Source organism: Rahnella sp. AA, from assembly GCF_002834385.1.
Lineage (GTDB): Bacteria > Pseudomonadota > Gammaproteobacteria > Enterobacterales > Enterobacteriaceae > Rahnella.
Genome location: NZ_PITQ01000015.1, coordinates 39,133 through 65,057, shown reverse-complemented (window position 1 = coordinate 65,057; position 25,925 = coordinate 39,133). Strand labels below are relative to the sequence as shown.

The following is a 25,925-nucleotide window of genomic DNA, read 5'->3' as shown; positions in this document are numbered from 1 at the left end:
TAGAGTTTTATATCTGACTAATGACTGCTGAGCCCGGTCAGGGGATCTTCAGGCTGCGTTTTTACCGCATCACGCACCAGTATCCACAAGAAAAATGCACCGATGAGATCAAAAAATCCCAGGCCGACAAAGAAGGCGGTATAGCCGACTGTCGCAACCGTCGCCCCGAGAAAAAGAGAGAACAGGAAGTTGCCCGTCCCCCCGGAAAGTGCCGCAAAACCGGTAACCGTGCCGACCTCGTTTTTGTTGAACAGATCCGCAGACATGGTGATGACAGTGATGGAAAGGCACTGGTGTGCAAAGCCTGCGATGCAAAACAGAGCAATGGCGACGTAAACATTGCTGACCAACCCGACGCCCGCCATCGACACCATCAGCATAGCAGCGAAGGTAAATGTGATGCGGCGGGAATTAATAATAGAAACCCCACGGGCGTTTAATACCCGGCACATGAAACCTGAAAACATACAGCCAAAGTCGGAGGCCAGAAAAGGCAGCCAGGCAAAAATAGCAATATCATGTAAATCCATATGACGGACAGTGACCAGATATAGCGGCATCCAGTAATGCAATGTTCCCCAGGCCGGATCGGCCATAAAACGAGGCAGGGATATTCCCCAGAGATTGCGGTTTCCCAGCATTTCTTTTAAAGGTGTACGACGTGGCTTAGTTGTTTGAGTATTAACAATCTCCTGACCATCATGAATATATTGAATTTCTTCCCGGGTAATGGATTTATGTTTTTCCGGCGACTGATAGAACACCAGCCACATAATAACCCAGATAATCCCTACGGCACCGGTAATGACAAAGGACATTTCCCAGTTATATTCTATAATAGCCCAGACCACTAAAGGAGGCGCTAACATCGCACCGAGGGATGTGCCCATGCTGTATAATCCGCAGGCGATCCCGCGTTCTTTCGCCGGAAACCATTCGGCGACTACTTTCATTCCTCCCGGATTCGCCGTTGACTCCGCTACGCCCATTAATCCCCTTAGCCAGGCAAGAGGTTGCCATGAGCCCGCAAAACCGTGGGCCATATTAAACACAGACCAGGCGACAGCGAAAATAGCAAAACCCACTTTTAAACCTATTACATCGATAATGTAGCCCACAACGGGTGCGCCTAATGCATACGTTGCCTGAAATGCGCTGACAATGTAAGAATATTCCTGCTGGCTGATGCCAAGGTCTTTAATTAATGTCGGTGCAGCAACTCCCAGTGCGCTGCGTGATAAATAGTTAGTGATAGTTCCCAGTGTGACAAGTGCTATTATCCACCACCGTAGTCCTTTGATTTTCATATGCCATCCTGCATTTATTGGTTATTTGAAGTACTGATTTCATATAAATGAAACGTTGTTTTATTATTGTGTTATTAAAAGGGTTAGGCAACATAAAGTAATGTGAGCTGTCTCAAAATAAATTAGATCTATTAATGTGATAAATGGTTAATTTTTATTTGGATTTTATATGTATGCGCTAAACTAAAATCAGAAGGCCGGGTCGCATACAGTAAAAATTGTGGGGGAACTGCTGTTTTTTCCCTCAAAAGTGAGAAACTGCGAAAATTGCCACAATTAACAGGCGACCCGCGCGCGCAGCCTTGTATAATGCCCGCCTTCGAGGTGCGTAGGGGTAAACCCGGTGGCATTTCCTCGGTTTACTTTTAACAGGAATACAGAATTATGATGCATAACCATGTCTTACGCAGCGTGCGCTACATGCTGGATTTGAGCGAAGGCCAGTTGATTGAGATCCTCAAAACCACCGGTACGCCAGTCAGCCCTGAAGTGATGTCCCGTTACCTGAAAAAAGAAGATGAAGAAGGGTACATGGAAGTGCCGGACGAAGTGATGGCGAACTTCCTTAACGGCCTGATTACGTTCAAACGCGGTAAGGACGATCGTTTCCCGGCACCGGAAGTGGAAAAGCGCCTGACCAACAACATCATGCTGAAAAAGCTGCGCGTGGCGTTTGAGCTGAAAACCGAAGACATGATCGCCGTGCTGACTGCTGCGGACTTCAAAGTGTCTGAAGGCGAACTGAGCGCATTCTTCCGTAAGGAAGGGCACAAAAACTATCGTCCGTGTGGCGATCAGGTTCTGCGCTATTTCCTCAAAGGCCTGACGGCGAAAATACGGCCTAAAAAAGGCTGAGAATTGAATATTCGCCAGATAAATATATTTTGTGAAATATATTTAATCTGAATAATAAGCGGGATGCTTCTGACAAAAGCATCCCGTTTTACGTTTATTAGTTTTGTAAGGATGAAATTTCGTTATTACAGTTTTACTTCACGTTTCCCCAGTTTATTTTTGACAGTTTATCCGGCCTGAATCTATCTTCAATTCTCATTATGAAACCTCCGGGCACTATTTTAATAAAAATAAAACAACGCCGTTTAAGCTAAAAGCGGCAGGTTTAATTTTCTGGTGAGAAGGACATCTTAAGTTATGAGAAAGATTAAGACACTGGCTTTATTAGTGGGGATCGCTGTATCTGGTTCTGCTCTGGCGTCAGGCTCGGCAACCAGCCTCGAAGCCCGTATGGCACAGCTTGAGCAGCGTCTTCAACAGGCCGAAGCGCGCGCAGACACGGCGGAAAAGCAAATCCAGCTGTTAAAGAAACAGGATGTAAAACGTGAGCAGGAAATAGCCAGCGTGAAAGAAGCCACGCCGGTAGAAGTAAAAGCTGATGGTATTTCTAAAAACAAACCATTGACACTGAATGGTTTCGATAATTTGAAATTATATGGAGATGTGGAATTTAACATCGACGGTGCGAGCCGCACCGGGCAATTAATTTCTGCCAGGAATGGCGATGATAATAAATGGAACGGTGGCAATGAGCGCTGGGACGTAAACGGGCGACTGCTGATCGGGCTTGACGGGTATCGCCGTAATGATAACGGGCAGTTCTCCGGGTTCTCCGTACAGCCGACGGCAGATTTAACCGGTTCAATGGGCGTGGATGATGCGGCGTTCTTCTTCGGTGAAGAACAGAACTGGATGGCAAAAGTTGGCCGGTTTGAGGCCTACGATATGTTCCCGCTTAATCAGGATACTTTCATTGAATACTCCGGTAACACGGCCAATGACTTGTATGCCGACGGTTATGGCTATGTGTACATGATGAAAGAAGGTCGCGGGCGCAGTGACAGCGGCGGTAACATCCTGCTGAACAAAACCCTCGGCAACTGGTATTTCGAACTGAACACTCTGCTTGAGGACGGCACTTCGCTGTTTGCTGACGGCAACTATCACGGCAATAAGCTGGAACAGGATAAAAACGTCGCATATTTGCGCCCAATTATCGCCTGGAAAGGGGATGTGTTCTCGGTAGCAGCGGCGGCGGAAACCAACATTGTCAACAATGCTTACGGCTATAAGAACGATCAGGGCGAAACTATTGATCAGTCAAAGCGTAATGGTTATGGCATGACAATGACGTGGAACGGGCAAAAAGCCGATCCGGACAATGGTATCGTAGCGAATCTCAGTACGGCATACATGGATGCATCGGACGAGAAAGATTTCACCGCAGGCGCCAATGCGTTATGGAAAAACTTCGAACTGGGGTACATCTTCGCGCATAACCGTATCGAAGAATTTAATGCCAATGGCCTGCGCCCGACGCATAACGATAACGCGGGGGATAACTGGTTCAGCGAACCGGGAAGCTACGATATTCATACCATTCACGCGAGCTATCTGATCCCGAATGTGATGGACATGAAAAACTTCAACGTCTATCTGGGTGCGTACGTGTCGATGCTGGAAGCGGATAAACATTACAGCAGCGAAAATGACAGCGACCAGCGGTATGGCGGGCGTGTAAGATTCAAATATTACTTCTGATTACCCTTCATACTTCAGGCCGCAGATGCGTTGGCTGCGCGCACTTACCCCGGTCACATAGTTATCTATGCTCCCGGGGGATGCGTTTACTTGCCGCCTTCCTGCGACCCGAATTATTTAGGGTAATCTGGAAGGATATGAAAAGAAAAAGCCTGAGTGCGTAAACACTCAGGCTTTTTTTAACCGTAAATTTTAAGGATTATGCCGCTTCGGTATGGCGCGGTTTGGCGTCATCCTTTTTTACGCTTTCTTCCTCCGCTTGCGGCTTTTTCGCAGCCAGTTCGTCCGGCTCAAAATCATCGACGTTAATAGAACGCAGGCGGCTTTCTTCCGCACGGCTGAGAATACGTGCATCGTCGGCGCTCAGATGGCCGGCATCCAGACCTTTTTGCGCCAGAATATCCAGGCGGGTGAATGGCAGTTTTTTACCCATCGCTTCGCACAGGCGTTTATGCACCGGCTCAGCGGCCAGAATATCCTGCAACGCTTCTTCCAGCAGCCCGACCGGGTTGTGCTCGCTTGGCGTCAGATACTGACCGCGGCCAATGCGGCTGCGTGTGGCTGAAGGCACTTGCAGAATGCGCGCCAGTTCGTGATCCAGACGATCCGACGGTGCAGTGTGTGAACGACCCAGCGGGAAAATCACCAGACGCATCACGCCCGCCACAAATGCATTCGGGAAGTTACGCAGCAGGTCGTCGATAGCCACTTCGGCCTGATGCAGACAATCCTGCACGCCCCAGTGAACCAGCGGTAAATCGGCTTCGTTGCAACCTTCTTCGTCGAAGCGTTTCAGGGTCGCCGTCGCCAGATACATCTGACTGAGGATATCGCCGAGACGGGCGGAAATGCGTTCGCGACGTTTCAGGCTGCCGCCCAGTACGCCCATCGATACGTCGGCCAGCAGCGCGAGGTTAGCGCTCAGACGGTTAATGTGCTGGTAATAACGCGCGGTTTTATCGTTAACTGGCGTATCGCTGGTGCGGCCGTTGGTCAGACCGAGCCAGAAGCTGCGCACTTTGTTGCTGCCGACGTGGCCGATATGCCCGAACAGCGCACGGTCGAAATCGTCCAGATCGTTTTTCTCCGCCGCCGCCATTTCACGCAGAACGTAAGGATGACAACGGATAGCACCCTGCCCGAAGATGATCATGCTGCGGGTCAGAATGTTGGCTCCTTCCACGGTGATGGCAATCGGCGCGCCCTGATAGGTACGTGCCACGAAGTTGCTTTTACCGAGCATGATGCCTTTACCGCCGGTGATGTCCATCGCGTCCATCACGGCGCGCTGACCGCGGTGGGTACAGTGATATTTCACAATCGCCGACAGCACCGCCGGTTTTTCACCGAGCATAATGCCGTTGGTGATGAGCGTTGCGGCGGCGTCCATCACGTAAGCGTTACCGGCAATACGTGCCAGCGGTTCTTCAATGCCCTCCATTTTACCGATCGGCAGTTTGAACTGACGGCGAATGTACGCGTAAGCGCCGGTCGCCATCGCCAGTGATTTCAGGCTGCCGGTGGAGTTCGACGGCAGGGTAATACCGCGACCCACGGACAGACATTCCACCAGCATACGCCAGCCCTGACCGGCCATTTTCGGGCCGCCGATGATGTAATCGATCGGAACGAAAATATCGTTACCGCGCGTCGGGCCGTTCTGGAAAGGCACGTTCAGCGGGAAGTGGCGGTGGCCGATTTCCACACCTTTGGTGTCCGTTGGGATCAGCGCACAGGTAATGCCCAGATCCGTTTCATTACCGAGCAGATGATCCGGATCTTTCAGTTTAAACGCCAGGCCGAGCACGGTGGCAATAGGTGCGAGTGTGATGTAACGCTTGTTCCAGGTCAGGCGCATGCCGAGCACTTCTTTGCCCTGCCACTGGCCTTTACAGACGATACCGAAATCAGGGATCGCCCCCGCATCAGACCCGGCTTCCGGGCTGGTCAGGGCGAAACATGGGATTTCCAGACCTTCAGCCAGACGCGGCAGATAATGGTCTTTCTGTTCTTCGGTGCCGTAATGTTGCAGCAATTCGCCCGGGCCGAGGGAGTTCGGCACGCCGACGGTGATCGCCAGAATTCCGGACACACCCGCCAGTTTCTGTAACACGCGGGCCTGAGCGTAAGCGGAGAATTCCAGACCGCCGTACTCTTTCTTAATGATCATCGCAAAGAAGCGGTGTTCTTTCAGATACGCCCACAGCTCCGGCGGCAAGTCAGCCAGTTCGTGTGTGATCTCAAAGTCGTTCGCCATACGGCAGGCTTCTTCCACCGGGCCGTCGATAAAGCGCTGCTCTTCTTCGGTCAGGTGTTGTTCAGGGTAATCCTGCAATTTTTTCCAGTCCGGCTTACCGCCGAACAGATCGCCTTCCCACCAGGTGGTACCGGCTTCAATCGCTTCTTTTTCCGTGCGTGACATGGCGGGCATCACTTTACGGAAGGTGCGAAGTGCCGGCGCGGAGAACAATGCGCGGCGCAGCGCGGGCACATTGAACGGCAGCAGGATGATCGCCAGCGGCAATAACAGCCACAGCGTCCACAGATGAATGGCGCCCATGGCAGCGGTAAATGCCAGTAAAATCAGGCTGCTAAAGGCAAGATTGACCTTGTGGTAGAACAACGCACCAAGGATCACGACAAATGCAACAATGCTAAGAACCATCATAGTAAAGCTCCTGAGTAGTAGGAGGTCTGACCTGTTGTAGGGATACAATGGTTTTAGTTCATGCTCATTTCTTTATCAATGTGTTTACATACTAATTACAACACAGCTCACAAACCGGCCGCACGAAGCGTCAAAAACGGAAACTATAGGAATCATTACCGCTTCATGGCTTCTCGCTGTTTCGGCTTTCCGTTAAACTGCTCAGCGGAAAGTTTTATTGCTATCGGCCAGCCACAGCTGGCTGCAAATGGACATAAAAGAGGCTGCTATGTACCAGGATATTATCCGTACTGAACTGAACGAAGCTGCTGCTACGCTGAATAAATTCATCAGCGATCCGGCAAATATTGAGTCTATTCAACGTGCAGCAGTGCTGCTGGCCGATTCATTCAAGGCGGGCGGGAAAGTGATTTCCTGCGGTAACGGCGGTTCACACTGTGACGCTATGCATTTCGCAGAAGAACTGACCGGCCGCTACCGTGAAAACCGTCCGGGCTACCCGGCGATTGCGATTTCCGACGTCAGCCACATCTCCTGCGTGGGCAACGATTTCGGTTACGAATATATCTTCTCCCGCTATCTGGAAGCCGTTGGCCAGAAAGGTGATGTGCTGTTGGGCATCTCCACTTCCGGCAATTCCGGTAACGTGATCAAAGCGATTGAAGCCGCGCGCGCCAAAGGCATGAAAGTCATCACCCTGACCGGTAAAGACGGCGGTAAAATGGACGGTTCTGCTGACGTGGAAATTCGCGTGCCGCACTTTGGCTTCGCTGACCGCGTGCAGGAAATCCACATTAAAGTGATTCATATTTTAATTCTTCTGATTGAAAAAGAGATGGCGAAGGCGTAATGCCTTTGCTGTAAAGGAGGCGGGAGATGTGCGAATTGCTCGGGATGAGCGCTAACGTTCCAACTGATATTTGCTTCAGTTTCAGTGGATTAGTGCAGCGCGGTGGCGGGACAGGCCCGCATAAAGACGGCTGGGGCATTACTTTCTATGAGGGGAATGGCTGTCGTACTTTTAAAGACCCGATGCCGAGTTTCAATTCGCCTATCGCCCGCCTTGTTCAGGAATACCCGATCAAATCCTGCGCGGTGATTTCCCATATTCGTCAGGCAAACCGTGGCGAAGTGGCGCTGGAGAATACCCATCCGTTTACCCGCGAATTGTGGGGCCATAACTGGACTTACGCGCACAACGGCCAGCTTCGCGGTTATCGCCAGCTGGATACCGGCACGTTGCGTCCGGTCGGGCAAACCGACAGTGAATACGCATTTTGCTGGTTGCTGCATAAACTTACGCAGCGTTATCCGCGCCGTCCGGCCAGCTGGCCGCCGGTGTTCCGCTATATTGCGTCGCTGGCGGATGAGTTACGACAGAAGGGCGTGTTTAATATGTTGTTGTCGGACGGGCATTTTGTGATGGCCTATTGTTCGACCAATCTTCACTGGATCACGCGGCGGGCGCCTTTCGGAAAGGCAACGTTGTTGGATCAGGATGTGGAAATTGATTTTCAGCAGCAGACGACACCGGATGATGTCGTCACCGTGATTGCCACGCAACCGCTGACGGCAAACGAAACCTGGAACAAAATTGCTCCAGGTGAATTCGCATTATTTCACCGGGGCGAACGCCAGCTGTGAAGGCAGCGGGATGTTTGACAACGGTTGCAGCACTTCATATTTCCCATTAGTCACCACGACGTTCGGTGGCTGATGGTGTTTCTCAAAGTACGCATATCCCGGCTGCAGCTCACGCCAGAAAGTGATGTAGCTTGAGTTTTTGTGCGACTGCATGTTGGCATCGGTCATCTTGAACGGATAAATGCTGATCTGCACATTGCGCTGACCGAACTGGAAGGCTGCCTGCACGTACGTGAAGATTTCATCCATATAGCCGTCAGTCATGGCGTAACAACCGATAGATTTGCAGTTACCGTGGATCATCAGATACTTACCTGAATATCCCTGCGAAATATCGTATGCATTCGGGAAACCGATATTGATGGCACGATAAAAACGGCTGTCCGGTTTCAGGTGGTGAATATCCACGTTGTAGAAACCTTCCGGGCTTTTAAAATCACCCTCACGGCGTTTATTTCCCAAACCGCCAGAAAAATCACAGATGCCGTAGCTGCCGATCAGACGGAATTCACCATCGAGTTGCGCATACAATTCGAGTTTACGTTCTTGTTTGAAAATCTGGATATAAACGGGAGCACCTAACAATTGTTTTTTAAGTGTCGCGTTGACCGGGACAGCATCGCTGGCCACGGCGTAATTTGCTGTAAATAAAGGCAAACTGAGGAGCATCGCAAGAAACAGCGCGATTCTGATCATTCTAAGTCCTGCTTGATAATAATTTTGATTATTTTGTCTACAGATGAACTGACTGTAAGACCGCCACTGATTTTCTTCTTATGTACTGCCTGTCTGAAACGATGTCATATTAATACTGATTAATTTTTTAGCAATCACCAAATAATGAATAACGTGTTTCGCAAGGGTAAATATATACCCTTGCCATTAATGACGATTAATTAAGTCAAATTAACCGCCATTTTCTGTGTTTGAAATCCCTCCCGATAACTGTATACTTATACAGTTATCGGGAGGGGCTATGCGTAAAATCATTCATGTGGATATGGACTGCTTTTTCGCGGCCGTCGAGATGCGCGATGATCCTTCCCTGCGCGACATTCCTATCGCCATCGGTGGCAGCCGCGACCGGCGTGGCGTCATCAGCACGGCTAATTACCCGGCACGCAAATTTGGCGTACACAGCGCAATGCCGACCGGAATGGCGCTCAAGCTTTGCCCGCACCTGAAGGTCATTCCCGGCAGAATGGAAGCCTATAAAGAAGCCTCGAACCACATCCGCGAAATCTTTGCGCGTTATACGCCATTGATCGAACCGCTGTCACTCGACGAAGCTTATCTGGATGTTTCAGAATCGACCCAATGCAATGGCTCCGCGACGCTGATTGCCGCTGAAATCCGTCAGGCGATTTTCGATGAAATCAATCTGACGGCCTCGGCGGGCATTGCGCCCATCAAATTTCTGGCAAAGATTGCTTCAGATCTCAATAAACCCAATGGCCAGTTTGTGATTACGCCAGACAACGTTGAGGCTTTTTTACAGAATCTTCCACTGAGTAAAATCCCCGGCGTCGGCAAAGTTACTGCCCAGCGTTTGCAGGAGCAGGGGCTTGTGACCTGCGGTGATGTGCAGCGTTATGATTTAGCCAGGTTGCTTAAGCGGTTTGGCAAATTTGGCCGTGTGCTGTGGGAGCGTTGTCAGGGTATCGACGAGCGTGAAATTTCGCCAGAGCGTTTGCGAAAATCCGTCGGCGTTGAACGTACGCTGGCGGAAGACATTCACAGCTGGGAAGAGTGTGTGGCGCTGATCGAACGGTTATATCCTGAATTACAAACGCGCCTGAGCCGGGTCAGCCCGAATTTACGCATCGCGCGTCAGGGCGTGAAACTCAAATTTCATGATTTTCAGCAGACTACGCAGGAACACATCTGGCCGGAGCTCAATAAAGCAGATTTGCTGAAAGTGGCGCGTGAAGCGTGGGAACAGCGGCGCGGAGGGCGGGGTGTGCGTCTTGTGGGATTGCATGTCACGTTGCAGGATCCACAAATAGAAAGACAGCTGCTGCTTGATTTAAGCTCCCTCCCCGGCGAGGGAGAGGGAGCTTAAAAATCAGTTCTTCTCAGGAATCGCTTTCAGCAGTGCTGTCAGCAGTTTCCAGTACAGCTCAACGCTGGCGATTTCAACCTGCTCATCCGGCGAGTGTGGCCCGGTGATGGTTGGCCCGATGGAAACCATGTCCATGTCCGGGTACGGTTTTTTGAACAGACCGCATTCCAGACCGGCGTGGATCACCATAATGTTCGGGGTTTTGCTGAACAGCGTTTCGTAGGTTTCACGCACCAGCGTCATCACCGGAGAGCTTGGCTCAGGTTTCCAGCCAGGATAGCTGCCTTTTGCCAGGCTTTTCGCACCAGCCAGTTCACTCAGCGAATTCAGCATGCTGACGACATATTCTTTGCCGCTGTCGATAAGGGAGCGGATCAGGCTGTTGATCGCCACTTCGTCATCTTTCATGGTGACAACGCCAACGTTCAGGGAGGTTTCGACCACGCCTTTAACGTCATCGCTCATGCGGATCACGCCGTTTGGTGTGGCGTTCAGCAGTGCAATGAATTTGCTCTGGCTGTCTTTGCTCAGCGCTTTCGCAGCACTTTCTGTCGCTTCAACGACGAAAGCGATTTTCTTCTCAACCGCAGACAGCTCAAACTGAATCGTTGCCAGGAATTCCTGTGCAGCGGCTTTCAGTGCGTCCGCTTTATCGGCTGCAATCGCCAGCGTCGCGATGGCTTCGCGGGGAATGGCGTTACGCAGCGTGCCGCCGGTGAAATCCAGCAGGTGCAGGCCGAGGGTGTCGGCGTGTTCAGACAGGAAGCGCACCAGCAGTTTGCTGGCGTTGCCCAGACCGAGGTGGATATCCGCGCCGGAGTGGCCGCCTTTCAGGCCTTTCAGTGTCAGTTTCAGCGTGGTGAAACCGGCCGGAACCGCTTCGCGGCTCAGTGGCAGCGTGGCGGTAAAATCAATCCCGCCGGCGCAACCCATGTAGATTTCGCCTTCGGTTTCAGAATCGGTGTTGATCAGAATCTCAGATTGTAACCAGTCCGGTTGCAGGCCAAATGCACCCGCCATGCCGGTTTCTTCGGTCATGGTCAGCAGCACTTCCAGCGGGCCGTGTTCTACGCTGTCATCAGCCAGAACTGCCAGTGCAGAAGCCAGGCCAATACCGTTGTCTGCGCCCAGCGTGGTGCCGCGGGCTTTTACCCAACCGTCTTCGATGAACGGCTGAATCGGATCTTTAGTGAAATCGTGAACAGTATCGTTGTTTTTCTGCGGCACCATATCGAGGTGAGCCTGCAGGGCAACGGCTTTGCGATTTTCCATGCCTTTAGTGGCCGGTTTGCGCAGCAAAATGTTGCCAACTTCATCACGCTCAGCGTGGATACCCTTTTCCTGAGCCCATTCAACGATGTGTTTTGCCAGCGCTTCTTCATGATAAGAAGGGTGCGGAATTGAACATACTTTGGCAAAAATATCCCACAACGGCTGTGGCGAAAGCTGAGACAGTTCAGACACTATAAGTCTCCTGTGACAGTCAGCTCATTCAGGCTCCATTTGCAGGGGAACTGATTGAGATGCTGTAGGTTTAAGGTTAAGTAATCCCCGCCAGACTGTGTGGCGAGTGGCCTGACAGAATATCACTTAATCTTAACCTGTGCGCGGGCGCGGGGAGAAAATCCAGGTTTTTTGCGGGCTGGCGGTACTATAACCGCTGGTTTTTGTAGGCGGGACTCACTATAATCCTGCGCAACCTTTTTTCCCCTCGAATACATTTTTAGAAGCCGTCAATTCACTGGCTGGGACACCTTTATGAGCGAAAAATACGTTGTAACCTGGGACATGCTGCAAATCCACGCCCGCACTATGGCTAAACGCCTGCTGCCGGCAGAACAATGGAAAGGCATTATTGCCGTCAGCCGTGGCGGTCTGGTTCCGGCAGCGTTACTGGCTCGCGAACTGTGCATCCGTCATGTGGATACCGTATGTATCTCCAGCTACGACCACGACAATCAGCGTGAAATGCAAGTGCTGAAACGCGCAGAAGGCGACGGTGAAGGCTTCATCGTCATCGACGATCTGGTCGATACCGGCGGCACCGCAAAAGCGATCCGCGAAATGTATCCGAAAGCGCATTTCATCACGATTTTCGCCAAACCTGCCGGTGCGCCGCTGGTTGACGATTATGTGGTTGATATCCCGCAGAACACCTGGATTGAACAGCCGTGGGATATGGGCGTGGTGTTCGTCCCGCCATTGGTCGGTAAGTAAATCCTCGTCATCCTTCGTGCTGCCTCTGCGTTGGCTGCCTTCGCAAACCCCGGTCACATACTTTTGTATGCTCCCGGCGATTTGCTCCGTTGCCGCCTTGATGCAGCACGAAGGATTTAGGGGATGCAGTGCCCCCCCTTTTAACGCCTGGCTAATTGCCGGGCGTTTTGCTTTTGTTGACTTGAAATCCTTTCCGCTTGACCTCACTCCTGTCTTGTCGCAACGTGGGCGGGTTATAATCCCTGCCTGAAACGTTCGCCTGCGGGCGAAAAGCTGCTTGCTAACGGAGGATCTCGCATCATGGCTCCAGCCAATCTCACGGAAAAACTGTTCAAACCGTCATTCAAATATCCGGAAACTTCGACACTGGTTCATCGCGTTCATCATCACAATACGCACCCGCCGATGCACTCAGCGCTGGAAGGCGATACCGTGAATTGCTGGTACCGGACAATCAACCGTCTGATGTGGATGTGGCGCGGCGTTGATCCGCTGGAAGTGGAGGAAGTGCTGTCGCGCATTGCCGTTTCTCAGGCCGAACACAGCGACCCGTTATTGCTCGATACCGTCATTGGCTATCGCAACGGCAACTGGATTTATGAATGGTCGAATCAGGCCATGCACTGGCAGCAAAAAGCCGCCGATGAGAAAGACGCCAATCTTGCCAGCGAATACTGGCTTAAAGCCGCGAACCTTTACAGCATTGCCGGTTATCCGCATCTGAAAGGCGATACGCTGGCGGAGCAGGCGGAAGCGCTGGCCAATAAAGCGTTTGAGAAATCCTCCGAACATTCGCCGTATGATCTGAAAGAGCTGGAGTTCAAAATCCCGGGCGGCGCGCCTATCACCGGTTTCCTGCATCTGCCAAACAAAGGCAAAGCACCGTTCCCGACGGTGATGGTGTGCGGCGGGCTGGACACGTTGCAAAGTGACCATCAGCGCCTGTTCCGCTCTTATCTCGCGCCGATGGGCATTGCGATGCTGACCATCGACATGCCGTCGATCGGTTTCTCCTCTAAATGGAAACTGACGCAGGACACCAGCTTCCTGCATCAGCAGGTTCTCATGCAGCTTTCTGATGTGCCGTGGGTGGATGCGAGCCGCGTCAGCCTGCTGGGTTATCGCTTTGGGGCGAACGTCGCCGTGCGGCTGGCGTATCTCGAGCCGCGCCGCGTGCGGGCTGTGGCGACGCTGGGCGCGCTGGTGCATTCGCTGCTGAGCGATCCGAAATGTCAGGAGCAGGTGCCGGATATGTACATGGACGTGCTGGCGAGCCGTATCGGAATGTCAACGGCGTCGGACTCCGCGCTGAAAACCGAACTTAATCGATATTCTCTGAAAACGCAGGGGCTGTTAGGGCGCAGAACACCGACGCCAATGCTCGCCGCCTACTGGGAAAGCGATATCTTCAGCCCGAAGAGCGAAGCCAGGCTGATTGCGGATTCCTCCTCTGAAGGCAAGATTCTGACCATCAAAAGTGAGCCGCTTTACCAGCACTTTGACAGCGCATTACACGAGATTTGTGAATGGCTGGAAAAGCAGATGCGTTAACTTAATGGTTGCTAATTCTTAACGGTTTGCTAAAAAGGATCGTCTTTCTATGGAGGTTGTACAATGACGTTACCAAGTGGTCATCCTAAAAGCAGGCTAATGAAACGTTTCGGTACACTCGGGCCGTACATTAGAGAAGGGAAATGCGAAAACGACCGCTTTTTCTTTGACTGCCTTGCGGTCTGTGTGAACGTGAAGCCCGCTCCTGAGAAGCGTGAATTCTGGGGGTGGTGGATAGAGTTGCAGGCTGAAGCCGAACGTTTTACCTATGTATATCACTTCGGTTTGTTCGATAAAGACGGCATCTGGAAGGCGCAAAACATTAAAGATGCTGAAGTGCGTGAGAAACTCGAGACCACTCTGGTTGGGTTCCACAAAAAACTCAACACGATGATCGAAGAGATGTCCCTCAAACTGGAACCGGCTGATGATTTCAGCGAAGAACCGGTGAAGCTCTCCGCCTGACACCTTCTGTACTACCCATTCCCATACTGAATGCTGCTATTATAGCGTTATGCCGGTTGGCATAACGCTTCTCCCCTGTTACAAAGACAACGAAGCATTTCTTATTTCACCTTAATGGAAAGACTAATGAGTGGCAGTCAGACACTGGTTGTAAAACTGGGCACCAGCGTGCTCACTGGCGGTTCGCGCCGCCTCAACCGTGCTCACATTGTTGAGCTTGTCCGCCAGTGCGCGCAACAACATGCGGCAGGGCACCGGATTGTGATTGTAACGTCGGGCGCGATTGCTGCCGGGCGTGAACATCTTGGCTACCCCGAACTCCCCGCCACCATTGCTTCCAAACAGCTGCTGGCTGCCGTCGGGCAAAGCCGTTTAATCCAGCTCTGGGAGCAATTGTTTTCGATTTACGGCATCCACATTGGTCAGATGCTGCTGACCCGTGCCGATATGGAAGATCGCGAGCGTTTCCTGAATGCCCGCGACACGATGCACGCGCTGCTCGATAACCATATCGTGCCGGTAATCAACGAGAACGATGCCGTTGCCACCGCAGAGATTAAAGTCGGCGATAACGACAATCTCTCGGCGCTGGCTGCGATTCTGGCCGGTGCCGATAAACTGCTGCTGCTGACCGATCAGAGTGGCCTGTTTACCGCCGATCCGCGCACTAATCCTGAAGCAGAGCTTATCCGCGAAGTCATGACGATTGACGATGAACTGCGTGGTGTGGCGGGCGACAGCGTTTCCGGCCTCGGAACCGGCGGAATGGCGACCAAACTGCAAGCCGCAGATGTCGCGTGCCGTGCAGGTGTCGACACCATTATTGCCGCAGGCAGCCTGCCGGGCGTGATTGGCGATGTGATTAACGGTGTTTCCGTCGGCACGCGTTTCCACGCGATGGAAACCCCGCTGGAAAACCGTAAACGCTGGATTTTCGGCGCACCGCCAGCCGGTGAAATCACCATCGACGACGGCGCGGTTTCCGCCATGATGGAGCGCGGCAGTTCCCTGCTGCCAAAAGGCATCCGCGAAGTGAAAGGCGATTTCTCGCGTGGTGAAGTGATCCGCATCCGCAACCTGAACGGACGTGACCTCGCGCACGGTGTCAGCCGTTATAACAGCGATGCGATGCGCATGATTGCCGGCCATCACTCGCAGCAGATCAGCGAAATTCTCGGTTACGAATACGGCCCGGTTGCCGTTCACCGTGACGACATGATTGTCAGTTAAGGAGTTACACATGCTTAACGAGATGGGCAGGGCCGCGAAAGCCGCGTCCTGGCAGCTCTCCACCCTCAGCACCGCGCAGAAAAACCGTGCGCTGATGCTGATGGCTGACATGCTCGAGGCCAACAGCCAGAGCATTATTCTTGCCAACGAACTGGATATGGCCGCCGCCCGCGAAAGCGGTATGAGCGAAGCGTTACTCGATCGCCTGCTGCTGACGCCTGCGCGCTTATCCGCCATCGCCAGCGACGTGCGCGATGTCTGCCGCCTGAGCGATCCGGTCGGGCAGGTGATTGACGGTTCTCAGCAGGACAGCGGTTTGCGTCTCGAACGCCGCCGTGTACCGCTGGGCGTGATTGGCGTGATTTATGAAGCGCGCCCGAACGTCACCATCGACGTCGCCAGTCTGTGCCTGAAAACCGGCAACGCCGTTATCCTGCGCGGCGGGAAAGAAACGCATCACACCAATCAGGCGACGGTCAAAGTGATCCAGCTGGCGCTGGAAGAATGTGGCCTGCCAAAAGCCGCTGTTCAGGCCATCGACAGCCCGGATCGCGCGCTGGTGGCGGAACTGCTGCGTCTGGATAAATACGTCGACATGCTGATCCCACGCGGTGGCGCGGCGCTGCATAAACTGTGCCGTGAACAGTCCACCATTCCGGTGATCACAGGCGGTATTGGCGTGTGTCATACGTTTGTGGATGAAAGCGTGGATTTCGACAAAGCGCTGACGGTGATTGAAAGCGCAAAAGTGCAGCGTCCGAGCGCCTGTAACAGCCTCGAAACCGTGCTGGTTCATCAGGCGATTGCAGAACGTTTCCTGCCGGAGCTGAGTGGTCGTATGCACCGTGCGGGCGTCACGCTTCATGCCAGTGAATCCGCCATGCCGCATCTGCAAAATGGCCCGGCGAAAGTGCTGGCCGTGACTGAGGAAGATTATCAGGACGAATGGTTGTCGCTGGATCTGAACGTCACCGTCGTCGCCGATCTGGACGCCGCCGTGGCGCATATCCGCGCCTACGGCACCGAACATTCCGACGCGATCCTCACCCGTTCAATCAGCTCCGCCGACCGTTTCGTGCGTGAAGTCGACTCCTCGGCGGTTTATGTCAACGCCAGCACCCGTTTCACTGATGGCGGCCAATTCGGTTTAGGCGCAGAAGTGGCGGTCAGTACCCAAAAACTGCACGCCCGCGGCCCGATGGGATTAGAAGCCCTGACGACCTATAAATGGATTGGTTATGGCGACGATTTAGTGCGCCCGTGACCTTTTTTTCTACCGGTTTCAACCCTATGAAACCGGTAGAAATTTCCTATCTTGCACCGTTTGATGAGAAAAGCAGCAAACGCACTTTCAGGGGCTTGACGGCAGCGCCAGATTTCACTAATTTAGCACCCCGTAGTTCCCCGGTAACACTTCAAAAAGCCGACTTAGCTCAGTAGGTAGAGCAACTGACTTGTAATCAGTAGGTCACCAGTTCGATTCCGGTAGTCGGCACCATTTTTCAGAACCAATCCCAGAAATATCAAAACGTTAATCCTCCACACTCCGGCGATGACTGGCTATTTTCAGCCCGTATTTTCACGTCAAAATAAACATAATATCCATAACGTGCGCAGGGTGATTAAGAACTCACCAAACGCCCTTTCAGGGTCTTGACGGAGGCTGGCGGTTTGGAATAGTTTGTTACCCCGTAGCCCCCAGACAATCCCTCAAAAAGCAGATATAGCTCAGTTGGTAGAGCAGCGCATTCGTAATGCGAAGGTCGTAGGTTCGACTCCTATTATCGGCACCAGTCACATCAAGCAGCTATCATCCTTTCATCTTTCCAAAATCCGTCGATTTTGCTCTCGTACACTTATTGGAATACTTGTTTTGCATGGTATAGCTTTTTTCCGTGACCCTCCGCGCGCGTTTTATACACGGTATCGTAAAAAAGCAGGAGACATCCCTGACTCTGAGGTATTTGCTAAACCCGTGGTGATTCAAAGATAATGACACGGTGATCCATCCGCGTAAGAGGGATCACGATGTAATGGCATAAATATTATTGCGTCAATGCTAAATGTAATAACTGAGGTAGCGGGTTCACGCACCTTTGAACATACCTTCGAAATCTGCCCCGCTTAAATCCGGGGAAGCGCAAAGCATATCTCTTGCAAGCGCACGCCTGCGGTTGAGCAAGACATCCAACGTTTCCTCAAATGTCGTAATATCGCAGTCCCTTACCGTCGGGTAATACACATACACATCCTTTGTCTGACCGATACGGTAAGCGCGGTCAGTTGCCTGATCTTCTTTTGCCGGGTTCCAGCAGCGGGTGAAGTGAATAACGTGGTTGGCTTTCTGAACATTAACCCCAAAGCCAACCGCGACGGTAGAGAGAATAATCACGCCAAAGCCGGGTTGAGCCTGGAAATCATCAATTAATCGCTGGCGGCTGTTCTGGCTCTGACTTTTAGTACTGGTGTCGCCATTGATTATCACCGGGCGGAAACCGAATCTCTGATGGACTGCATGTTGGATTTCTCGCTGGAGATCGCGCAGTTCGGTAAAGATAATTACCTTGTCTTGACTGGTATGTTTTACTTCATCCAGCGTTTTCAGCATCCAGTTAAGTTTTGGCGAGCCTTCCCGGTAGCGAGGCTCAGGGCTAATCACTGCAGGATGCGCGCAAATGAGCTTGAGTCGATGTAATAACCCTAGCATCCCCGTGCCCGCCTGTTGCATTCCCTCGCTTAGCGCCTGTTGTTGTTGCCAGTTGGCAATCGAGGAAAGGTACAGCTGCTTCTGGGCACTGGAAAACGGCAGTTGTTTACAGCTGCTGACTTCAATTTTTTGCGGCAGATCGCGCGCGACCTCTTCTTTGGTACGACGCAATGTCTGTGGTTCAATCAAGGCTCGCAAGCTTTCCAGCCGTTCCGTATCACGACCTGCTTCGTTCTCTATAGGGCGAACATAGTGTTTGCCAAATTCATTGAGCGCCCCTAATAGACCCGGCTGAGCAAAATCAAATAGGCTCCACAGATCTACAAGCGTGTTTTCGACAGGAGTACCGGTGCATGCCACTTTAAATCTGGCTTGTATTGCGTTGGCCGCATGGGTGATTAATGCCGCCGGGTTCTTTATCTTTTGAGCTTCGTCGCACACCATAATGGACCAGCGTTGACGTGCCAGTGAGAACTCCTGATCGCGAAGCGTTTCGTAGGTTGTCAGAATGATTTTCGCCTCACCTTGCCAGCCGGGTTTGAGCAAGTTTTTTATCCCCTGAGACTGCAGATGAGCAGGGATAGCCTGTTTCGGGTATTTCACCGCTTTGATGGTTTCGCCATACAATTTCAACACCGGAATGCCGGAGGTGTAGAAGAAATTGTCCAGTTCGCGTTCCCAGTTATCTAAAAGAGAGACAGGAGCAACGATGAGGCTTGGCGGTTCTTGCGGGAATTTTTCAATGAACCAGACCAGGAAACTCAGGATTTGTAGCGTTTTACCCAGCCCCATGTCATCCGCCAGCAGGCAACCTGCCGTTTCCTGAGGCGAGCGAAGGAAAAGTTGCTGAAGCCAGGCGATGCCTTCACGCTGATGGTCTTTGAGTCGGATGTGCTCTTTCAGGCTCAGCGGAATTTCGGGTTCAGCATGACGTGCATTGAGGAGTGAATCGCGGCGCTGTTTGATATAGGCCGCTTCTTCAATATTCTGTTCAATTTTGAGTACAGCTCGGGCCGCTTTATCAACAACATTGTTCTCTGATTCATTTGCTGTATTTTGCTGTTTTTCCCAGTTCTTACGGAAGGTTTTAGCGGCATCCAGCGGCAATTCAGTGTCATTCCAGGGGGAGAGGATATGCGTTTCGCCAGCAGCTTCTGCCTGGGTGATTCTCTCCTGCAGTTCATCGAAGTGGTACAGGTTATCAGGTTGCCAGCCATCGAGTGTTTCGACCGAAAATGCCGAGAAATCGATATCGTCAGGGAGCCAGTTTTCGCTTTGAGCTTTGGTCAGCCAGGGTGAAGATATTTTTTCAAACTCTCCGATGCCGATGACGCGATCGCCATATTTCCCCAGATCCAGGACATCGCTAAATTCTTTACCTTCGACTTCTTGTTGCCAGCGTGACAACAGTGACTGGCAATCATGCCATTGCTGTTCAGTGAATTGGCTCAATTCCAGTTCGTAACCCTGCCAGGAACCCGCAGGCATTTGTGCAGCGACACTTATACCCAGAGCCTGAACAAATTTATCCAGCTCCCAGGGAGCAGAGAAGAGGAATAACACTTCCGGTTGCGGCACTGGAGAGACCGGCTCCAGTACCAACGTTACATCCCCTATCTTATTCTCGTCATTGACCCGGGGCTGAAGCCTAAAATGATGGAAGAAAATATGGGCATCAAACAGTGCCTGCTCATGTTCTTCGGGGGCAATAACACTGGCAGCATCTTCGCCGAGGAACGTATAAGGGTTGCGGACAAAGGAAAGTGCTTCACTACCGGCCACCCGGCGGCCAGGAATTGAATGTATTGAATTGAGTACTTCTTTTACTTCGGGTGGGATGATGACATGGCTGAGTTCGCCATTTTCTCCGGGGATGCGGTAGCTGTCATGAACTTGAGCGTTTTTGTCAAAACTGCCGAGCCAGTTATCGGGTTGGTCCTCGAAGTGGGGCTCAATCTCGATAACGGCAGTATCTGCAATCGTTGCCTTTCTCAGGCGTAACGACAATGAAGTGGGTTTGATGACGTGCGTTTTTTCTAAATAATCATCAAATTTTGCGGCGGCTAGTTTCGCACATTTACGGATAGTCGCCCACCCCAACTGGTTGGTTGTTTCACCGGGAGACAGTGATTGTTGTGCACTGAGCTGCTCAGTTACCTGCAAGAGTGTCCAGTTTTCCCGCGATAACAGATGCTGCTGATTTTCATGTGTAAAAATAGCACCAGTACGACTGAAGCGGATGGGGTGACGCGCCGGAAGTGTGGCCCATTCAGCAATCCAGACGCGAAAATCACGATCGCTTAATGCCCCTCGCGAACTCAAACTTGCACGTAACGGTAATACCTCCGGTACGCCAATTAGAGGCAGACTGCTGGCATGCTCTTCATCTTCCAGCAGCCGGTACAATGCCTCCCAGCTCAACAACCATCGGTCTGTTAGTGATATCAGATAGTCTTCTTCAGCCAATTGCTCAAGCCAGGATGCCAGAGCCCAAAGATCCGGATCATCAACCACCGATTGTGGAAAACTGAGCCCATTATCCTCAACCTGATACTGGTTTTTTAGATGGCGTTCTACCTGCTGACGGTTTCCCGTCAGTTTACTTAACAGACGTTTCAGCATTATTTTATCCAGTAGCGATGGGGTTCTTTAGTCACGGGGGCGAAACCGAGCCGTAGCAGCTCTCTTTCTGTTGTGTCATCAGATGTTTTGAGCTGCACAGACAGTACCCCACCTTTTTGCCGGTTATCGCTGACGATACATGAAGTGTTTTCAACCAGGCGCTGTATGGCCGTATCCCGCAACGGATTGATGATTTTGATATCAGACTTAGGGACTGGAGAAAGCTCTTTCTTATCAATAAACTTGACGGGTTCTTCAGCCATCCAGCGAATACCCAGCTTGCGCAGTTCATCGTCGTATTTCAGCATCCAGCCGGTGATGCGAATCTTGTTATAACCTTCTGCCCTAGGCATGTGTTTGAGAGGATCAGGACATAATGATCTGTCTTTTAGGTGGATTTTTATATCAAGTGAGGATGACTCCGGATTAAAAGGTGCCTGGTTCACTCTGTAGTAATACATTGCATTTCCCGTCCCGGAAAATTCAACGAAGATGTAATCGTTAATTTGCATAATCATAGCGTTATCAAAACTACGCCCACCACGCAAATGGCTCAGACGCCCGCGATTCTCCTCGCGGAATTTCACAAAATCGCTGCCGCGGTGTTGCCAGGCATCAGGCCCCATCACGATGCGCGTGAATCCCATCTGGTTAGCAAAGCGCAGCCAATAGTGGAGTCGTGCCTGATCGACATCGCCATTGCCGCGAAGCAGTTCGAAGAAGTGCATCAGATCTTGTTTTGCGAGCCAGCCCCGCACCATCGCAGCGACAGGTTCAGATACATACTGATGCCACTTATTCTGCTGGCTTTTCAACTGCGGGTTATCCCAATATTCCAGCGCGGCCTGTTTTAAGGCTGAATGTGCCTGATCCCGATACGTAGAATGATAGTAACGGGTCAGCGCTGCCGTCATGATGTCATCGCGAAAACGCACCCACTGTGCCGCCAGACTCAATAGCCAACTAATTTTGTCCAGATACTGCGGATCGTCCAAGGTATCCAGCTGTGCCAGCAGGACCGTGAAAATACGCTTCCACAACCAGCTGCTATCGGGGATTTGCGCTATTTTTTCTAATGATGATAAGGAATTGCTCTCACCGGAAAGTAGCTGTTGAGATATCACACCGCCAGCCTGAGGCGTAAAAATGTCGTGATAAAACTCAATGGTTTTCATCCACGACTTTTCTCTGCGGATAGCGGCTTTCACCACGGAGTAGCCCCGGGCGATGTGTCCACGCAGTACACACCAGTGCGGGTTGGTTTCTGGAGATTCGTTCCTGTAGGCAAAATAGCTTGAACAGAGCGCTGCCCAATCCCGGCGTTTCAGCGTTTTGGTTTCGATCCGCCTTTTGATAGCGCTGTTCACCTCAGGGAAAAATTGCTCATCCTCAAGTAATACAGGCCTGTCAGGGCATAGCGGATCATTATCAGCGAGGCCATAAAACACCATTCGCCACTCACGCTCAGTCAGTTCTTCAGCAAGACGAAAACGACGCAGAGCCGCCAGCCGCATTTCATGAGGAGGAGGAGGGATTTTCTCTGCTTTATCAAACCGCTTTTCCATATCGAGCCCAGCGGAGGTCAGTGCGTGAAAATCATTGTGTAGATAATGACCATCCTGCTGGCTTGAAGACAGCTTAGCTGCAATGCGTTGCGCAAGAGAGTTCAATGCAGGCGTCATTGTGGCATTACCAGCTGGCAAACTTCTTTATTGACGACCGGTGGGAAATTCACCCCGTCAGCACCATCTCGTTTATCTTTAAGCCCGAAGAATTGCATGCGTAACTCTACGCGGCGACTGGCTTCTTTGCTTTCTTTCGCGTTATTAAATGAGACGCCACCTGCCAGGAACAGCTTGCGGATTTGGATCTGCTGCTCTGCGGAAATACTTTTTTGCAGGGGGCTGCGGCTATCAAGCAAACTGCACATGACCCATTCAGAGCGCTGCAGGGAGAGATGTAGGTTGTAAAGATAAGAACCGTCAGTATCGGTAAAACCTTCAATCACGATCTGCTTAAACCACTTTTTGCCTTCTTCGCTATCTGATGCTTCCAGCACCAGAGGAACAACATCCTGTAATGCTTTTTGTCCCTCAGCGTTCAGGAAAAATTGGTTGTGATCGAAACGCCCGGCTTCGCCAAAGCTAATGCGATTATCGTGGCAATCCACCACGATGGTTTTGTTCACACTGCGGGCGTGTAGCTCCAGTCGCTCACACAATCTGGATATGTCTTGCCCCCGCGCTTTTTCACCTTGCTCCGCACGTTGAATCCGCTGTGTTACAGAACTCAGCGACGCCACCATGACCACTAAAAATAACACCATCATGGCAGTCATCAGGTCGGCATAGGAGATCCAGAAAGGTTTCTCGGCTTCATCACCGCGGCGTTTTTTAACACCAAATGAATTTCCAAACATCAGCTGTCACCCCTTAAGCGCGAACGCGTGACAGAACATCATCAAGCTCGCTGACGCTTTCTCCGATTTGTTCGACAGAACCCGCCAGCAGGGTAGAGGCTTTCGCCATTTCGACGTCCAGTTTGCCCAGCGTTTTATCCAAGCTGCGCGAAACGCCTTCGGAGAAGTCTTCAAAACCTTTACCAAGCACGTCACTGACATTTTCCATAAAGGTCTGCGCTTCCCGGTTATAGCTCTGCAAGCGTTCACTGTGCTGCTTGAGATCGGTAATAAATTGGCTGCGGGTGGTCTGTTCAGATTGCGTATTCGCTGCGAGCTGTTCCAGCATGGCAATGGATTTGCTGACGGCTTCTCGATTGTTACGATAATCCGCCACCACGGAAGAAAGTTCGCTGGTGGCAAGGGAAAGCGATGAACCGGCCGATTGTGCTTTATTCAGTACATCAGCGGTGAGGTGATTGGCTTGCGACACCATATCACCAGCATGTTCAAAGCGTTCGGCCGCAACACGCATTTTTTCCGCCCCGTTTTGCATATCCTGAATTTGTCGGTTGGTTTGTTCTGCGAGTCTGTTAAGTGTTTCTGTTGTTCCCTGATGCTGGCTGGCAACCGTTTCAATCAGCTGTTTAATTTGATTGTCTACGTCACTCATCACCCGCTGCGTCTGCTCGTGCAGTGACTGCTGATTAGCCTGTTGATTCGCTGATATCTGTTGCTGACCCTTATCAATCTGCCCAAAGAGGCTACCTAACTGCCCGCCGAGCGCTTCGACAGAATTCGCCATTTTTTCCATGGTTGCGCTTTGCCCCTGCTGCACTGAGTTCTGAATCGCTTCAATAAAGGCGGACATATGTTCTGCCTGGGCTTTTTCTCGTGCTTCGCTGTCGGCAAACATTTTCTCGAGCTGGCGGGCCATACGTTCACCGGCCCCTTCGCCTTCTGCACCAATTTTGGCGACAGATGCCTGTAAGCTGGTGAGCATGTCATTCATGCCGGCCTGCATGGCCTGTTGGCCGGATTTCATTTCAGAGAGCAGCTGTTCAATCAGCTGCGCGCTCCCCTGGCGGGAATCGTCGCTAACCTGACGCATATCCTGAAGCAGCGCGGAGAATCCGCTTTGCATTGTCTGGATCGCGCCAACGGTTTGTCCCATCATGTCGTTCAGATTATTGAATTGCTGGCCAAAAGTGGTATCGAGTTTCGCCATAAATGCGGTCAGTACATCCTGCAGCATATTCTGAACCATGCCGCTTTGATCGCCGCTGGCGGTCTGAACTGCCCCCGCAATCTTATCCAGTGGGGACTTAAGGCTATTTTCAATTGCACCGCTCACCTGGTCGGCAAATTGCGAGCCTGCCTCGCGGTAAGTGGTGCTTAGCGTATTGGCCAGCCGTTCATTTTCGACTTTCTGGCTTTCAGCCAGATGCAGCAACATATCGCGTAAATCGGTGACCAGGCTCTCTTTCAGGTGGCGCGCCTGGGTGGCGCTTTCATTACTGGACTTCACCAGCGAGGCGAGATATTCCTCCCCCACGCCGCTATCATAGAGGGTGTCGAGGGAAGCGGTAAATTTCTCAAGATATTTATAGCACTTTGCAATGGCCATTTTTTCCAGCCAGGTGATCAGGATGGAGGCGAAAATAGCGAATGCGGAGCCGAGGAAGGCATACAACACATCATGCAGCAGATTATTGACGCTGCTGGTGACTTGCTCGGGCGTGCTGGGGTCAAAGTGATTCAGACCGATCATCAGGCCGTAGAATGTCCCGATAATCCCCACGCCGGTGAGGATGCCAGGCAGATGTTTAAAGAATTCGGTATTGAGGGGAATATCCACCAGTTGTTGTTCAGAGAAATAGCTGGCGCTGGGTGCCGTGGCGCGAATCTTAACAACTTTTTCCTCACTGCCGACCAGCTCAGTCTGAGGGTGCAGGGATTCCGAAAATTCACTCCAGGCATGTTTGAACTCAGGCTGAACAAACAAATTTTTTAGATGTTCGAGCTGATTCTCAGGCTTATCGTTTGTAATGCTATTAATTGAGCGTGTGTACTTTTTCAGCCTGTTAATAATATTGAAGGCTCTGACACGATAAAAGAACATAAAACAGAGAAAGGCAATACTGACGAGGACTATAACGGTTGCTGGTACCATATAGGGCGGCACAGAAGTAAGTGCCAATAAAACAGAATTAAGCCACGACATAATTTTCCCAGTTATATATTCAGAAATAACACGACAAAATAACCATCGACAACATTCTGATTACTTTTAATCAAAATTTTCGCGAGGTTACTCATTTTCAACATTAATCACCGTTACCGTTTCTATGCGATAGGGTTGTTCAGCATGCAAACATTGCGAGATAGCGCAGGGTTGTGGGCGGCAAGCGGAACGGCGGTTCAGTTTCCTATTATTACGTGAACAAATGCAAATTTCTTTGCGCAGTATCGTTTTGTGATTGCATTCGTTACGGGTA

The 25,925-nt window shown here is 51.4% G+C and carries 18 protein-coding genes and 2 tRNA genes; 12 read left to right on the top strand and 8 right to left on the bottom strand.

What is annotated here, in order from left to right; all coding sequences use genetic code 11:
- Window positions 1-17: 17 nt before the first annotated feature.
- The gene (locus CWS43_RS24665; RefSeq protein WP_101079796.1) at window positions 18-1,307 is read right to left on the bottom strand and encodes an MFS transporter; all 1,290 of its coding nucleotides are present in this window, start codon (window positions 1,305-1,307) and stop codon (window positions 18-20) included.
- A gap of 384 nt (window positions 1,308-1,691) precedes the next feature.
- Here CWS43_RS24665 and CWS43_RS24660 point away from each other — a divergent pair, with 384 nt between their 5' ends.
- Entirely contained in the window at window positions 1,692-2,162 is a 471-nt protein-coding gene (locus CWS43_RS24660; RefSeq protein WP_101079795.1) for a DUF1456 family protein, read from the top strand.
- Window positions 2,163-2,459: 297 nt separating this feature from the next.
- On the top strand, window positions 2,460-3,863 hold the full coding sequence (locus tag CWS43_RS24655; protein ID WP_101079794.1) for a carbohydrate porin: 1,404 nt from the start codon (window positions 2,460-2,462) through the stop codon (window positions 3,861-3,863).
- 199 nt (window positions 3,864-4,062) lie between these two features.
- On the opposite strand, the gene fadE is transcribed toward CWS43_RS24655, so the two are convergent.
- On the bottom strand, window positions 4,063-6,531 hold the full coding sequence (fadE, locus tag CWS43_RS24650) for an acyl-CoA dehydrogenase FadE (RefSeq protein WP_101079793.1): 2,469 nt from the start codon (window positions 6,529-6,531) through the stop codon (window positions 4,063-4,065).
- Between the two features lie 268 nt (window positions 6,532-6,799).
- Here fadE and lpcA point away from each other — a divergent pair, with 268 nt between their 5' ends.
- Window positions 6,800-7,381, top strand: coding sequence for a D-sedoheptulose 7-phosphate isomerase (lpcA, locus tag CWS43_RS24645; protein WP_101079792.1), 582 nt, complete (start codon window positions 6,800-6,802; stop codon window positions 7,379-7,381).
- A gap of 26 nt (window positions 7,382-7,407) precedes the next feature.
- Window positions 7,408-8,175, top strand: coding sequence for a class II glutamine amidotransferase (locus CWS43_RS24640; RefSeq protein WP_101079791.1), 768 nt, complete (start codon window positions 7,408-7,410; stop codon window positions 8,173-8,175).
- Here the strand turns inward: CWS43_RS24640 and dpaA are convergent.
- Complete coding sequence (gene dpaA / locus CWS43_RS24635; protein ID WP_101079790.1) at window positions 8,146-8,871, bottom strand: peptidoglycan meso-diaminopimelic acid protein amidase; 726 nt, start codon at window positions 8,869-8,871, stop codon at window positions 8,146-8,148. The two genes, CWS43_RS24640 and dpaA, sit on opposite strands and share 30 nt — an antisense overlap.
- Before the next feature lie 280 nt (window positions 8,872-9,151).
- Between dpaA and dinB the strand changes: the two genes are divergently transcribed.
- Window positions 9,152-10,237 carry a DNA polymerase IV gene (gene dinB / locus CWS43_RS24630; RefSeq protein WP_101079789.1) on the top strand — a complete coding sequence of 362 codons (1,086 nt, stop codon included), beginning with the start codon at window positions 9,152-9,154 and terminating at the stop codon, window positions 10,235-10,237.
- A 3-nt stretch (window positions 10,238-10,240) separates the two neighbouring features.
- Here dinB and pepD read toward each other — a convergent pair whose 3' ends face one another.
- Entirely contained in the window at window positions 10,241-11,701 is a 1,461-nt protein-coding gene (pepD, locus tag CWS43_RS24625) for a beta-Ala-His dipeptidase (RefSeq protein ID WP_101079788.1), read from the bottom strand.
- 294 nt (window positions 11,702-11,995) lie between these two features.
- On the opposite strand from pepD, the gene gpt reads away from it, so the two are divergent.
- The 7 genes from gpt (at window position 11,996) to CWS43_RS24590 (ending at window position 17,493) form a co-directional block, all read left to right on the top strand.
- Window positions 11,996-12,454 carry a xanthine phosphoribosyltransferase gene (gpt, locus tag CWS43_RS24620; RefSeq protein WP_056781475.1) on the top strand — a complete coding sequence of 153 codons (459 nt, stop codon included), beginning with the start codon at window positions 11,996-11,998 and terminating at the stop codon, window positions 12,452-12,454.
- 300 nt (window positions 12,455-12,754) lie between these two features.
- The gene (gene frsA / locus CWS43_RS24615; protein ID WP_101079787.1) at window positions 12,755-14,005 is read left to right on the top strand and encodes an esterase FrsA; all 1,251 of its coding nucleotides are present in this window, start codon (window positions 12,755-12,757) and stop codon (window positions 14,003-14,005) included.
- 63 nt (window positions 14,006-14,068) lie between these two features.
- On the top strand, window positions 14,069-14,470 hold the full coding sequence (gene crl, locus CWS43_RS24610; RefSeq protein WP_101079786.1) for a sigma factor-binding protein Crl: 402 nt from the start codon (window positions 14,069-14,071) through the stop codon (window positions 14,468-14,470).
- 126 nt (window positions 14,471-14,596) lie between these two features.
- Entirely contained in the window at window positions 14,597-15,700 is a 1,104-nt protein-coding gene (gene proB, locus CWS43_RS24605) for a glutamate 5-kinase (protein ID WP_101079785.1), read from the top strand.
- Between the two features lie 10 nt (window positions 15,701-15,710).
- Complete coding sequence (gene proA, locus CWS43_RS24600; protein ID WP_101079784.1) at window positions 15,711-16,964, top strand: glutamate-5-semialdehyde dehydrogenase; 1,254 nt, start codon at window positions 15,711-15,713, stop codon at window positions 16,962-16,964.
- Between the two features lie 158 nt (window positions 16,965-17,122).
- Window positions 17,123-17,198 (top strand) — tRNA-Thr (locus CWS43_RS24595).
- Window positions 17,199-17,417: 219 nt separating this feature from the next.
- A tRNA-Thr gene (locus CWS43_RS24590) sits at window positions 17,418-17,493 on the top strand.
- A 293-nt stretch (window positions 17,494-17,786) separates the two neighbouring features.
- Here CWS43_RS24590 and zorD read toward each other — a convergent pair.
- From zorD to zorA1, 4 genes are read right to left on the bottom strand one after another with little or no spacing between them, the layout of a single operon-like run.
- Window positions 17,787-21,029, bottom strand: coding sequence for a type I Zorya anti-phage system protein ZorD (gene zorD, locus CWS43_RS24585; protein ID WP_101079783.1), 3,243 nt, complete (start codon window positions 21,027-21,029; stop codon window positions 17,787-17,789).
- Window positions 21,029-22,711, bottom strand: a complete 1,683-nt coding sequence (zorC, locus tag CWS43_RS24580) for a type I Zorya anti-phage system protein ZorC (protein ID WP_101079782.1) — start codon at window positions 22,709-22,711, stop codon at window positions 21,029-21,031. The genes zorD and zorC overlap by 1 nt, the downstream gene beginning before the upstream one ends.
- The gene (gene zorB1, locus CWS43_RS24575) at window positions 22,708-23,448 is read right to left on the bottom strand and encodes a type I Zorya anti-phage system protein ZorB1 (protein ID WP_101079781.1); all 741 of its coding nucleotides are present in this window, start codon (window positions 23,446-23,448) and stop codon (window positions 22,708-22,710) included. Before zorB1 ends, zorC begins: the two co-directional genes overlap by 4 nt.
- 13 nt (window positions 23,449-23,461) lie before the next feature.
- Window positions 23,462-25,651, bottom strand: a complete 2,190-nt coding sequence (gene zorA1 / locus CWS43_RS24570) for a type I Zorya anti-phage system protein ZorA1 (RefSeq protein WP_101079780.1) — start codon at window positions 25,649-25,651, stop codon at window positions 23,462-23,464.
- Window positions 25,652-25,925 lie beyond the last annotated feature (274 nt).